General features: G+C 68.3%; 10 protein-coding genes. 4 read left to right on the top strand and 6 right to left on the bottom strand.

The window, feature by feature from the left end; genetic code table 11:
• The first annotated feature begins 20 nt into the window (after nt 1–20).
• A complete protein-coding gene (locus VMR86_13885; protein ID HTO08135.1) occupies nt 21–587 on the top strand; it encodes a nitroreductase family protein in 567 nt (188 codons plus the stop codon).
• 273 nt (nt 588–860) lie between these two features.
• On the opposite strand, the gene VMR86_13890 is transcribed toward VMR86_13885, so the two are convergent.
• From VMR86_13890 to VMR86_13905, 4 genes are all read right to left on the bottom strand, one after another.
• The gene (locus VMR86_13890) at nt 861–2,096 is read right to left on the bottom strand and encodes a cytochrome P450 (GenBank protein ID HTO08136.1); all 1,236 of its coding nucleotides are present in this window, start codon (nt 2,094–2,096) and stop codon (nt 861–863) included.
• A gap of 2 nt (nt 2,097–2,098) precedes the next feature.
• Entirely contained in the window at nt 2,099–2,242 is a 144-nt protein-coding gene (locus tag VMR86_13895; GenBank protein ID HTO08137.1) for a hypothetical protein, read from the bottom strand.
• 44 nt (nt 2,243–2,286) lie between these two features.
• Nucleotides 2,287–2,562, bottom strand: a complete 276-nt coding sequence (locus tag VMR86_13900; protein HTO08138.1) for a hypothetical protein — start codon at nt 2,560–2,562, stop codon at nt 2,287–2,289.
• A gap of 329 nt (nt 2,563–2,891) precedes the next feature.
• A complete protein-coding gene (locus VMR86_13905) occupies nt 2,892–3,860 on the bottom strand; it encodes a hypothetical protein (GenBank protein ID HTO08139.1) in 969 nt (322 codons plus the stop codon).
• 438 nt (nt 3,861–4,298) lie between these two features.
• On the opposite strand from VMR86_13905, the gene VMR86_13910 reads away from it, so the two are divergent.
• On the top strand, nt 4,299–6,632 hold the full coding sequence (locus VMR86_13910; protein HTO08140.1) for a fatty acid cis/trans isomerase: 2,334 nt from the start codon (nt 4,299–4,301) through the stop codon (nt 6,630–6,632).
• Between the two features lie 290 nt (nt 6,633–6,922).
• On the opposite strand, the gene VMR86_13915 is transcribed toward VMR86_13910, so the two are convergent.
• Both VMR86_13915 and VMR86_13920 read right to left on the bottom strand, forming a co-directional pair.
• Complete coding sequence (locus tag VMR86_13915; GenBank protein HTO08141.1) at nt 6,923–10,216, bottom strand: AAA family ATPase; 3,294 nt, start codon at nt 10,214–10,216, stop codon at nt 6,923–6,925.
• A 124-nt stretch (nt 10,217–10,340) separates the two neighbouring features.
• Complete coding sequence (locus VMR86_13920; protein HTO08142.1) at nt 10,341–11,546, bottom strand: hypothetical protein; 1,206 nt, start codon at nt 11,544–11,546, stop codon at nt 10,341–10,343.
• Nucleotides 11,547–11,902: 356 nt separating this feature from the next.
• Here VMR86_13920 and VMR86_13925 point away from each other — a divergent pair, with 356 nt between their 5' ends.
• Both VMR86_13925 and VMR86_13930 read left to right on the top strand, forming a co-directional pair.
• The gene (locus tag VMR86_13925) at nt 11,903–12,367 is read left to right on the top strand and encodes a DUF4304 domain-containing protein (protein ID HTO08143.1); all 465 of its coding nucleotides are present in this window, start codon (nt 11,903–11,905) and stop codon (nt 12,365–12,367) included.
• Nucleotides 12,368–12,384: 17 nt separating this feature from the next.
• The coding region (locus tag VMR86_13930; GenBank protein ID HTO08144.1) for a hypothetical protein at nt 12,385–12,653 on the top strand (269 nt) is incomplete at its 3' end.

Below are 12,653 nucleotides of genomic sequence, written 5' to 3' on the forward strand. Positions count from 1 at the left end.
AGCCAAGAAACGGAGGCCCCATGAATCTCCGCGATGCCATCCACGCCCGCCGCGCCGTGCGCGCCTACAAGCCTGTCGCCGTCGACGAGGTCACCGTGCGCCAGCTCCTGCACGAGGCTGTTCAGGCGCCGAGCGCGATGAACGCTCAACCCTGGGTCTTTTCGATCGTGCAGGACCGCGCCCGGCTGCGGCGCTACTCGGATCGAGCCAAGCGCCATCTGATCGAGCTCGCCGCGACCGAGCCCAAGGTTCGTGCCTACGCGGAGATGCTGCGCGACGAAGCGTTCAACATCTTCTACGACGCCGGCACGCTGATCGTGATCGGCGTCCGCGAGCGGACGGCATTCAGCGAAGCGGACGGCTGGCTCGCGGCGCAGAACCTCATGCTGTCCGCGTGCGAGGCCGGCCTCGGCACGTGCTGCATCGGGCTCGCCGTCGCCATGCTCAATCTTCCCGAGGTGAAACAGGAGCTGGCGATCCCCGCCGAAGGGGCTGCGATCGCTCCGATCATCCTGGGAGCTCCGAGCTCCTCCGCGGCGCCCGTCGCGCGCAAGGAGCCGCACATCGCTTCATGGCTCCGCGGATGAGCTCGGGCTAGCGCCGGGCCAACGGATTCGGTGTGGGCGCCGCGATTTCTCCCGAGCGTGTTGCGAGCGGTGTGGTGGAAGGGCTCGCTCGCCGTGCACCACCATGCGAACCCGAACCCGATACTCGATCGTGCGGAAGGCGTGCTCGAGGGGCGGAGCCGAACGACATCTTCATCGACGGCGGGTCGGTGATCGCGATCCACGCGGCCGACCCAGTCGACGCACGCTTGCCCTGACTCGCTCCTCGGACTCCCGACTCGACGCCTCACTGCATCAGCGCAGAGCCACGGGCAGACTCTCGTGGCGGTGCCAGCCGGGGGCGCGCTGGATCACGAGCTCGGACGGGGCGACCGCGAGGCGCAGGCTCGGGTTGCGCTCCACCAGGTTGCGCAGGGCGACGCGCGTCTCCATCCGCGCGAGCTGCGCGCCAAGGCAGAAGTGCGCGCCGAAGCCGAAGCCGAGGTGGCGATTGGGCTCGCGCGCCACGTCGAAACGCTCGGGGTCGTCGAACGCGGCGGGGTCGTGGTTGGCTGCGCCGAGCAGCGGCATCGTCGCGGTGCCGCGCGCGAAGGTGACCCCGTGGAAGCTCACGTCCTCCACGGGGTAGATCGGCTTCGTGCCCTGGACCGGGCCGCGGTGGCGCACGATCTCCTCGACTGCGGAGTCCCACAGCTCGGGCTGCGCGCGCAGGCGCGCGAGCTGGTCGGGATGCTCGAGCAGCGTGCGCGCGCCGTTCGTGATGAGGTGCAGCGTGGTCTCGAAGCCCGCGATGATCAGCAGGAAGACCAGGCTGAGCAGCTCGTCGTGGCTCAGCCGGTCGCCGGCTTCCTCGGCGTGGATCAGCTCGGACAGGATGTCGTCGGCGGGCTCAGCGCGCTTGCGCTCGATCAGCTCGAGCACGTACCGGCGCAGCGCGGGCAGGTCCCAGAGCAGCGTGCGCGCGATCGCCCAGCCGGAGAAGCCGCTCGACAGCACGCGAATGCCCGCCTTGAAGCGCTCCATGTCGGCGTCGGGAACGCCGACCAGCGCCGCGATCACGCGGGTCGGAATCGGCCGCGCGTAGAGCTCGAGCAGATCGAAGCTCCCGTCCCGCTTCTCGAGCTCGTCGAGCAGCTCGTGCGACAGCTCCTCCACGCGGTGCGACAGGCGCGCCACCGCGCGCGGCGTGAACGCCTGGCTCACCAGGTTGCGCAGGCGCCTGTGCTCGGGATCGTCCTCGATGATCATGCTGCGCCCGAGCGCCGCAATCGACTTCGGCAGCGGGAACGGCAGCGGGTTGCCCGCCTGCTTGCCGAGGGCGCGCCCGCGGTTGCGCAGGAAGCGCGGATCGGTGAGCACGGTGCGGCAGTCCTCGTAGCGGGCGACCAGGTTCACGCGCAGCACGCTGATCCGGCCGCGACAGGCGGGCGCGTTCGCGAGCAGCCAGCGGTACCACTCGTACTTGTTCTCGGAGAACTCGCGGCTGCCCAGGTCGATCGGCGCGCGCGCGTCGAAGGCGAGTGCCGCCATGGCTACTCCAGCTCTCGCCGGCGCGCCCACGCGTGCGCGCGCGAGATCGCCACCCGGATGCAGAAGCCTTCGTCGTGCCCCTCCTCGAGGAGCGCATTCGCGATCTCGATCGCCTTCGCGCGGACGATGGGCGCCAGGTTTTCCATGGCCGGAGGATAGTGCTCTTCGTCCCAGGGCATGGCTTCGGGCTCTACGCCGTACCTTGCAACAGCTCCTGCTTCTTGCGGTCGGTGAACGCCTGCAGGCGGATCATGTAGGCGGCGCGGACCTGGTCGCGGCCCGAAGCGGACAGCTTGTCGAACCAGTCGTCCTCGCCGAGCATCTCGCCCAGGCGCGGCGCGTTGCGGTGCATCATCTGCACGTCGACGCGCTTGGGCTCCAGGCTGCGCAGGATGCCTCGGTTGAAGTGTGAGTGCAGAGTGACTCGCTCGCCCGGCTCGGTGCGCTCGCCCTGCCAGTGCCACACGCCATGGGTATCAGTTGAGATCGAGGGTCGAAAAAGGGGGCACCCCCCCTCCTTTGACTTCTTCGCGGCAGACCCTTCGAGCCGACTCCTTCCCAGCGAAGCACCCCACACGGGACCTTTCTGCGTTGTTCCCGTCGCTCGGGTCTACCAAAGTCGTTGGTAGAGGCCGCCTTCTCGCGTCGTGGTAAGATCTGGAAAACCACAGACAGGAGCGAGAGTTAGCGCACTCGTCGGACGGACCGATCCTCTGATTCGTAGTCAGCAGGTCCCCGGTTCGAGTCCGGGCGTCGGCTCTCGGGACATGGCCGATTGGCAATGAAGGGTTGCTCTCAGGGCCGGGATCCGCCTCGCGGCGCCGCTTCGGGATCGATCATCCAGGGAAACACGGGAACCCCCGGCGCGGGTCCTGGATCCAGGAATCGCCCCGACGCCGAGGTCACTGTGACGTCGCTCGGCACCGTCAGCGAGAGCTGGCCGTTCCCGAAATCGATCCTCCCGTTCGTGACTGAGCCACTCACTCCCCCTCCCATGAAGCCTGCCGCGACACCCAGCCTGCCCATGAAGCTGAACGTGCGGTTCGTCGTCGTCGCGGGAAAGACGAAGGTCATCGTGAACTGGACGTCGGCGGGGTTGAACACGGTGTTGACCGCGTTGGTGGTGAGGGTCGTGCCGGCGCTGGCCGCGGAGGATGCGATGAAGGGCACGCCGTTGTTCCCCACCGTGACGTTGAGGCCGGTATTCGCGAGGAATGTGCCCGTCTCGGTCAGGAGCAGCAGGCTGCTGTCGAAGCTGCTGCTGATCCAGTTCTGGCTGGGCGCGTTCGAGGTCAAGAGGCCATGCACGGTCAGGCGCAGCTCGATGTTTCGGATGCCGCTCCAGTTACCGTTGACCGTGAGCGTGTCGTAGCGATAGCCAGTGGCGAGCGCACCGACGCCTAGCGACTGCGAGGCATCGCTGTAGCTGCGAGCGATCGCGACCGTGCCGAGCGTGCCAGTCACCAGGTCGGCATGAGCGCTGTCGTTTGCCTCGATGTGCGTCAGCGTCGCCGAGTTGTCCTGGCCGACGATGCCGCTGCAATTGGCCAGAGCGGGCATGTCCACGTTGGTGACGGTGGTGTTGCTTTGGTTGCCCGGGTAGCTGACGGTGCCGTTCTGGCATGCAGCACGCGCGTGGATCGTCAGTGGCAGGGCCGAGTCGATGGGATTCACGGTCAGCGCCAGGGCCGTTCGAGCGCCGAGGCCAGAGGTGAGCACGACGAGGACGACCCACGCGAGACGATGCGCCTGCACGAAAGGCATGCTTCCTCCTGCGGCACGAGTCAGTGTGTCTCGTATCGTACGCGAAATCGAGCCGGCCATGCTCGAAAGACTTGCGCCCGAGGAACGGCACTCAGCGATCCGAAAAGCTCCAGCCGGAGCGAGAGTTAGCGCTCTCCGGGCTTCGTATGACGGAATTCTTTGAGCGGGTCGCACCGACGACGATCGCGAACGTCGACGAGCCGCTCGCGGTGAGCCCCGAGGCGCCGAACCCGAGAGCCGCTGCAGAGCGGAACCAATGCGGAGCGATCCTTCCAGTCACTCTCGGGTCAGCTTCCGCGGAGCAGCAAGGCGCCTGGGCGCGACTCCGCCAGCCCTACCCTGGTCGAACGTGTGGAGATCGGTCACCGTCTGCGGTCGTCGGCGTGGAGCTCGGCCTGTCGGGCATGCCCGAGTGGATGCAGTATGAGGGTTTGCAGTATGAGGCTTGCTTCGCCGCGAGTTTCTGAGTTCGGGCTCGCAGGCTGTCTCTGTATCTTGTTCGCACTGTCGTCCGCAGCGTGCGGCGAGCACTCGTCACCTCGGGCGGGGCCGGCCGTCGCGCAAACACTGCCGTCCGCGCAGTACAGCGAGAGCGTTGCGCCGGTAGTCGAGAGGCGGTGCGCGGTCTGTCACGGATGCTACGATGCCCCGTGTCAGCTCGACCTCTCCTCGTATCAGGGTCTCGAGCGCGGCGCCAGCAAGACCCCGGTCTACGACGCGAGCCGCCTGACTCACTCCGCGCCCACACGTCTCTTCATCGACGAGCGCAGCGAAGACGGCTGGCGCAGACGCGGCTTCACGTCCGTTCTCGATGGCGGCCCGGTGCGGGCCCTGCTGCCGCGCATGCTCGCGCTCGGGCGCTCGCATTCCTTCGCAGCCGACGCGCGGCTGCCCGAGACCCTGCCGCTCGACATCAGACGGACGCTGAGCTGCCCGCTCGCGCAGGAGTTCGACGGCTATGAACGCGAGCACCCACTCGGCGGAATGCCCTACGGGATGGCACCGCTCGCGAAGTCGGAGAGCGATGCGATCGCAAGCTGGCTCGCGGCGGGGGCACCGCCACCGTCGGTCGCAGCCGCGCCTCCGGCAGCGGTGCTCGAGGAGGTGGGGAGCTGGGAAGCGTTCCTGAACGGCGACTCACTCGAGCAGCAGGTCGTCGGGCGCTACCTCTACGAACACTGGTTCCTGTCGCATCTGTATTTCGAGAGCCATCCGAGCGGGCCGTTCTTCCGCATCGTGCGCTCGCGGACTCCGATCGGTGTACCGGCCGACGAGATCGCGACGGTTCGGCCGTACGACGACCCGGGAGTCGCACACGTCTGGTACCGGCTGGTGCCGGTCGAGGCGGCGCTCCTGCACAAGACTCACATTTCCTACGAGCTAGGGCCCGCAAAGATGATGCGGCTCCGCTCGCTCTTCCTGAACGGTGACTGGAAGGCGACTCGGCTCCCCGGCTACGCACCTGCCGAGGCTTCGAACCCGTTCAAGAGCTTCAGCGAGATTCCCGCGCGCGCCCGCTACCAGTATTTGCTCGACGACTCGCGCAACTTCGTCATGAACTTCATCCGCGGCCCGGTGTGCTACGGGCAGGTCGCCGTCGACGTGATCGAGGACCGCTTCTTCGTCGCGTTCATCGACCCGGATCACGACATCTCGGTGATCGACCCCGGCTTCCTGCCGCGCGTCGCGGGGCTGCTCGATCTGCCGGCGGAGCACGAGAGTCAGTACTCACTCGGGCAGCTCTTCATCGAGTACAACGCCGTACAGACCAAGTATCTGGACGAGCGCGTGAAGGCGTACGTGGCGCGCGACCCGAAACGGCTGGGCGGCTCGCTCGACTGGATTTGGGACGGAGCGAAGAGCGACCCCGACGCGCTCCTCACGGTCTTCCGCCACTTCGACAGCGCGGAAGTCGTGCGCGGCTTCGTCGGCGCCTGGCCGAAGACCGCCTGGGTGATCGACTACCCGATCTTCGAACGCATCTACTACGACCTGGTCGCGGGCTTCGACGTGTTCGGCAACATGACTCACCAGGTCTCGACTCGGCTGTACATGGATCACCTGCGCATGCAGTCGGAGAACACGTTCCTCGCGTTCCTGCCGCCCGACAAGCGCGAGCTGATCCGCGCGTCGTGGTACCGCGGAGCGACGAAACAGCTCGAATACTTTCTGGTCGATCGGCTGCGCACACAGCAGCTCGGCACGCAGGTGCGCTTCACTTCGCAGGACGTCGTCGGCGAGCTGCTCGCAGAGATCCTGGCCCGCGCCGGCGCGGCGGGCGGCCCGCCCGACGACTTGAACCGCTGCACAGGCGAGGCGTGCGCTCGACCCGGGGTCGAGCACTCATTGCGGCGGCTCGCCGGCGTGCGGGGCTCATGGGTCGCGCGGATGCCCGATCTCGCGCTCCTGCGTGTGCGCGGGCAAGGGCTCTACTCGCTCATCCACGACCAAGCGCACACGAACGTAGCCTTCATGTTCCGGGAGGACGAGCGGCGCGAGCCCGAGAACGACACGCTGACTCTCGCACGCGGCGTCTCGGGCAGCTACCCGAACTTCATCTTCGACGTGGCTCCCGGCGATCTCGACGCCTTCGTCGAGCTGATCCTCGCGGCCCGCGACGACGCCGGCATGGCGCGACTCGTCGAACGCTTCGGGGTGCGCCGCACGAGCCCGCGCTTCTGGTCGACGGTCGACGAAATCCAGGCCGAGTACGCGCGCACAGAGCCGACGGAAGCGTCGCTGCTCGACCTGGACCGCTACAAGAACCTCTGAGCGACGACCCGGCAGGGCCGCAGCGCGAGAAGAGCGACTGCAGCTGCCGCGACGAGGAACGCGGTCGATGGCTCGGGGACGACGGCAACGACCGGGCGCGGGCGCTGACCTCCTCGTCGAGGCCGGCGCCCGCGTCGCTATTTCGGGCAGACGCGTTGGCCGCGACCGCGGCACCGGGCTCGAGCTCGGGCTCCCGGAGCCCCGCCCTCGGCCACGGCCGGGCGCTGTCGGAGCGGGTGGACCGCGCGGGGTCAGTCACTATCCGAAGGAGTCGAGGCGATCACTTCTCTCTAACGGGCCGCCTCTTCGACCGTCGCGGCGTGCCCTTCGAGCAGCGGCATGCCCAACCGCTTCGCCTCGGCGCGGCTGTCGCGCGCGAGCTCGCGCGCCCGGGTGACATCCCCGGCGGTCGCGCGTGCCAGGAACGCTCGCGCCATCCAGTAGCGAGTGCGGGCAGCGAGGGCCGGCGCGCCGAAGGCGGCTTCGAGCACCAGCGCTGACTCGTAGTGCTCGATTGCCTCGTCCAGGCGACCCTGCACGGCCAGGACCTGTCCCAGCGCGCGGTCCGCGGCGCACTCGATCGTGCTCCCCGTGTATGCGACGAGGAGACACCCGCGATAGGGCGCTACGAGGTGCTCGATGGCGGTGGCGTGCTCGCGGGCGTCCAGCCACGCGCAGCACTCGGCGAGATGGCGGAGTGAGAGGAGATAGCTCCAGTCACGGATGACTCGTGAGAAGCCTCCCTCCACGAGTGAGTCGAGCGCGCGGCGCGCGGCGTCGAGTCGGCCGGCTTCGGCGCACGCGGTTGCGAGCACGGCGCGGTACGCCTGGAGGAAGCGCGGCGCCGTTGCGACGAAGCGCTCGAGGTCCGCGATCACCTGGCCGTGCCGGCCCTGCTCGAGCCGGGCCCCGACGACGATGGCGATGTAGAAGAGCTCGAAGCCCCCCATTCCCCTCGCAGCCTCGCGCGACTGGGCGCCCAGGCTCTTGGCGTCGTCGAAGCGGCCTTCCGCGAGCGCTACGGCCGCGTCCCAGGCGAACGCATACACCTTCATCGGGTGTGAGCGCGTCGCATCGGCCAGGCGCCGGAGCCGTTCCTTCGCAGCTTCGAAGCTCGATCGGCTCCCGCTCTGGAGCTCGATGGTGGCAGAGAAGCGGGCGGCAGCCGCGAGGAAGCGAAGGTCGCCCGTCGCCTCGGCCGCCCGGTAGAGCTCTTCGGAGTCTCGCCTCCGCTCGCCGAGGTCCGGCGAGCCGATGCGCAGGAAGCCCTTGGCTGACAGGGCGTGGATCAGCTCGATGGAGCCGCCCGTGAGCCGGGCGATCGCGAGTGCCTGCTCGGCCGACTCCTCGGCCTCGCCGGTCGAGGCGTCACGCATGCGGAGGAGCTGCGAGCGCCGCGCGAGAAGCCGGCTTCGCTCGGGTGTGGCGCGGGGGCCGAGCGCGGCGAGCGCAGCGTCGACGGGACCGATCTGGGTGAGCCAGTCATCGTCGGCCAGGCCGATGAAGCTGGTGCGCCCCAGCACCGCGAGGGCCTCGCGCTCGACCCATCCCTGGGCGCGCGCGATCTCGGTCGCCTCGCCGAACGCGGCTCGCACTGTCTTCTCATCGGCCAGGTAGAAGGACCCCTCGCCGACGCCCGTGAGTGCCTCGTAGCGGAGCTCGGGGGCAAGGATTCCGGCTTGATCGAGGATGGCGAGCGCACGGCGGTAGTGCGCGATTGCATCCTCGCGGGCGATCAAATTCGCCGCCCGCGCCCCCGCGCGGACCGACCAGGTGGCCGCCTTCAGAGGATCCCCCGCGAGCACGCCCTCCGCCGCGTGGTGCGCCAGAACTGCGATGTGCTCCTCGAGTCGACCCGCGAGCCGCTGCTCGAGCTCTTCGGCAATCCTCCAGTGCAGACGCACGCGGCGCGTGGTGCCGATCTCCTCGTAGAGGGTCTGACGGATCAGGGCATGAGTGAAAGCGAAGCGGCCCTTTGCGACCTCGGCGGTGATCTGCGACCGGCACGCCTCGTCGAGTGACTCGAGCGCGGCGGCGATCGGCAGGCCCTGCGCGGCGGCCAGCGTCGCAGCGTCGAACTCACGGCCGAGAACCGCGGCCACGCGCAGAGTCTCGTTCGCGGCTTCCGAGAGACGCGAGAGGCGCCGGCCAACCACCTCGCGGATGCCCTCGGGAATGCCGAGCTCAGTCAGGTTGCGGTCGCTCGCCCAGCGGCCGTTCTCCTGGAGCAGGGTGCCGGTCTCGACGAGATGGCGCAGCAGCTCCTCGACGAAGAACGGGTTTCCCTCGGTCTCGGAGTGCACCAGGCGCACGAAGGCCTCGGGCGCCTCGTGCTGCGCGCGCGCGGTGAGCAGCGCGCCAACCTCGCCTGCATCGAGCCCAGCCAGACGCACGCGCTCGACGCTCGGCTCGCGGCGCAAGTCTCCCAGCAACTCGGCCAGTGGATGCGTGCGCGCGAGATCGGTCTCGCGGTAGGTGCCGAGCACGAGAAGCGCCGCGGGCCGCGAGGAGCGCGCGAGATGGCGCAAGAGAAGGAGCGAGGGTTTGTCGGACCAGTGCAGATCGTCGAGCACGAGCACCACGGGTGACGCCTGCGACGCCGACGCGAGCAGCGCATCTACTGCCTCGAACAGGCGGAAGCGTTCCGCTCCGGGCTCATCCACCATCGGCATGGGGAGGTCCGGCAGGCGCCGCCCGATCTCGGGGACGATCCGCGCCGTGTCGATACCACAGGCCAGGAGCTGGGAGCGCAGCTCCTCGGGCTCCGAGGCTCGTGCATAGTGCGCGAGCGCCTCGGCGAAGGGCTGGTAGGGCGCGCCGAGCTCCTCGTCGCAGCGCCCGTAGAGAACGAGCGCACCCGTTTCGACGGCGTCTCGCGCAATCTCCGCGGCGAGACGGGTCTTTCCGATGCCTGGCTCGCCGGCCACGAGCCCGACGCGGCGCTCGCCGCCAGCCGCCGCGTGCAGCGCGCGGCCGAGTTGCTCGCGTTCGTCGGCCCGCCCGACGAATGGGCTGCGCGCGGCCTCGGCCAGGCCCGCGGGCAACGGCACCGTGCCCGGGCGCTCGGACTGCCAGAGAACCTCCACGCTCGCCACCGGCGCAGGCAGGCCCTTCAGCTCCAGGCTCCCGACCGATGAGAAGCGGTGCCCGCCCCGCCCTGCGCACAGCGCCTCGACCAGGGCGGACGCGAGAATCTGCCCACCCTTCGCTGCCGCGCACAGTCGGGCCGCCTCGACCACGACCAGGCCGTGGACGCCCTCGGCGTCCTCGGTCCCCTCGCCCACGGAGACACCGATGCGAACCGAGAACGCCGCCAGCGCGTCGCGGCGCTGGTTCGCGCGTGCCACGCGCAGCTGCATGGCGATGGCGCAGCCGACCGCGTCGCTCGCGCTGCCACAGACGACGAGCATTCCGTCGCCGAAGGCCTGGATCTCCCGGGCGTCGTGCAGGGCCAGCGCCTCGCGCAACACCGCAAGGTGTCGCTTTCGCCAAGCCTCTCCGTCCAGCGGCCCGAGGCGGGCCACGCTCTCCGTCGATCCGACCAGGTCGGTGTAGACGATCGCGACCAGGCGTGGGCCCGACATACAGACAGGATAGCTCCAGATTCCGAGTCACGGCGAGCGCCGCAGAGACCCAGCCGGGCGATCGCTCGATTCAGGTCGAGCGCTACCTGCCGCCGATCCCATAGAGCCCACGGTCTGGCGCGACCTAGCTGCCGTTCAACTCCGTGACGATGTCGTCGATCAAGGCGTCGATCGAGTCGACCAGCGCAGTGACGTCGGGCGCAGGATCGAACGTGACTCCCTTGCTCTCGGCCTTGGCGATCGCCTTGTTCGCGGCGCTCGTCGCCTTGGCGCGCGCGGTCGCGCGCAACTGATCGAGCGTCGCGGGGGAGGGCTTCTTCACGTTCTTCGACTCCGCCTTCACTATGGCCGCGCACATCGCCGCCGCGTCGCTGTACCAGGAGGAGCTCAGTAGCGCGTTCGGTGGAGTGATCGTGTCGACGACCGCGACGACCTCGTCGACGGCCGTATCGAAGTGAGTCACGAACGTCGCTCCGGGCTCCGTCGTCCCGCAGCTCAGGCCCTTCGCGGCGGCGGCCGCGGTCGCCTTGTCGAAGGCGGTGACGAACTTCGAGCTCGCCTTGTGCTCGCAGGTCTGGAGGCTGGCCGGATTCTTCGCAATCTGCGCCGGGGTCTGCTTCGCGCGCGCCGCGAGACACTTGAGCGTGCTCTGGCACAGCGCGGCCGCGCTCCCAAGCTGCGCCGTACGACACTTCACCGTCGGATCGGCAGGCGGAGGACCGGCGATTCCCGGGATCGCGAACGCCACCGCGCCGCCGGCGCCGGAGACTCCGGCGCTGCTGTCCGAGTACTGGTTCGGGTCCTGATCACCGAGGACGTTGTCGGCGCTCCCACTGCCGTTCGGAGCGAACAGGTGGATGACGATCAGGGCACCGTTGGGGTCGTTGCCGGTGACCAGGCCGAGCCCCGTGTTCGGATCGGCCGTGTCGACGGCACTGCGCGACATGTCCAAGTTGTCCTCGGGCGCCGTGGCCGGGCCGTGGAAGATGTCGATCTTGTTCACGGGGACCGTGTTGAACGCGGTCGGATCGGCTCCCTGTGCGGTCCAGGTACCGATCTGGATCTTCATCGCGGTGATGGCGCCGTGGTACTCCTTGGTGTGGGTGGCAACGTTGTCGAAGTAGGGTGGAGTCGACAGCTCGACGGCCCAGTCGATGCTGACGTCCGCGCCCTTGGTCACTCCCAAGCTCGCGAGCTTTGGTTGAGCGCTCCCTTGTACGAGGGTGACCTTGCCGGTGAGGTGGTAGCTCACCTCGACGGCACCCACGGGTGCGGCGAGCAGGAGGATCCCGACGGTACCGAGTGTCCGGGAGACGTTCGCGAAGGTCATCGTGCCACCCCGCCCCTAGTTCGCGGCGGCAGCCTCGGCAAAGAAACTGCGGTGCTCATCCACCGACTCTATCAGCGGCACGCGAGTCATATGAGACTCAGGTGCGCGAAGTCAGGAATAAGTCACGATCCGGTCAGGCTCGAAGGGCAGCGTACGGATCGGACGGCCGAGTCGTCCCGTCTGAGTCAGACCCTGCGCCGCCGACCGGTGTGGGCGCCGCGATTCTAGTGAGCGTGTTGCGATCCGCGTGGTGGAAGGGCTCGCTCTTTCCCGGCAGGACGCGTCCGTGACAAGCTTTTCGAGCGGCGAGCTGGCCAACCCGCCGTTGAACGGCAGCGTCGTTGGGTGGACACACGATGGTGGACCGGGTAGCGGTGGAAAAGGTAGTTGCGAAGCTTCTGAAGCCTGGCGGCTACAAGAAGAGCCGATCAACCTGGCACCGCGTGCTCCCCGAAACCGTTCTGGTAGTGAACATCCAGGGATCCGAGTGGGGGCCGAGTCTGTACATGAATCTGGGCGTCTACCTGCGTGGGCTTGGGGAGGAGACTTCTCCTCCGGAGTACAGGTGTCATCTCCGCACGCGGCTCGATCGGGTAGTCGAACATCCGAGCTCTCTCGCGGCCGCGCTCGAGCTCCACTCGGACATGCCGATCAGCGAGCGTGAGCGAATCGTCGCAGACGCGCTCATGCGTGGCCTCGCTTGGTTGGGTTCTCGCGAGACTGAAGCGAAGGCAAGGACTGCGCTGCTTGCCGAGAAGGCGCCCGCGGGGCTCGTGACGTCCATCGCGCGCAGGCATCTCGGCATCGATGGTGCCGGCTAGCTAGCCGCTGAACGGCAATGTCGTTGGACGGACCAATCATCGATCCCGTGGTAGCCAGTCTCGTGCGAAGCCACGTCGAGTCGTTCTTCGCGGGCCATCGAGTGGGGCGTCGTGAATTCAATCGTGGTCCCATCCATGAGGTTGCACCGGGCTTTCACGTTCTCGCAGTCAGTCCCGGGCCCAAGACCGCGCTGTGGAGCTTCATCTCGGTGGGCGCATTTGTGACCAAGGAACAGCGGCCGAAGATTGAGTTCCTGATCATCGCCCGAGAGGATCGCTCTGAATA

The organism is Myxococcota bacterium (assembly GCA_035498015.1).
Taxonomy (GTDB): Bacteria; Myxococcota_A; UBA9160; order SZUA-336; family SZUA-336; genus VGRW01.

Bases quoted from the DNA above. Each gene is read 5' to 3' on its own strand.
- VMR86_13895 (HTO08137.1), bottom strand. From the start codon at position 2,242: ATGGAAAACCTGGCGCCCATCGTCCGCGCGAAGGCGATCGAGATCGCG.
- VMR86_13910 (HTO08140.1), top strand. From the start codon at position 4,299: ATGAGGCTTGCTTCGCCGCGAGTTTCTGAGTTCGGGCTCGCAGGCTGT.
- VMR86_13920 (HTO08142.1), bottom strand. From the start codon at position 11,546: ATGACCTTCGCGAACGTCTCCCGGACACTCGGTACCGTCGGGATCCTC.
- VMR86_13915 (HTO08141.1), bottom strand. From the start codon at position 10,216: ATGTCGGGCCCACGCCTGGTCGCGATCGTCTACACCGACCTGGTCGGA.
- VMR86_13905 (HTO08139.1), bottom strand. From the start codon at position 3,860: ATGCCTTTCGTGCAGGCGCATCGTCTCGCGTGGGTCGTCCTCGTCGTG.
- VMR86_13890 (HTO08136.1), bottom strand. From the start codon at position 2,096: ATGGCGGCACTCGCCTTCGACGCGCGCGCGCCGATCGACCTGGGCAGC.
- VMR86_13885 (HTO08135.1), top strand. From the start codon at position 21: ATGAATCTCCGCGATGCCATCCACGCCCGCCGCGCCGTGCGCGCCTAC.
- VMR86_13925 (HTO08143.1), top strand. From the start codon at position 11,903: ATGGTGGACCGGGTAGCGGTGGAAAAGGTAGTTGCGAAGCTTCTGAAG.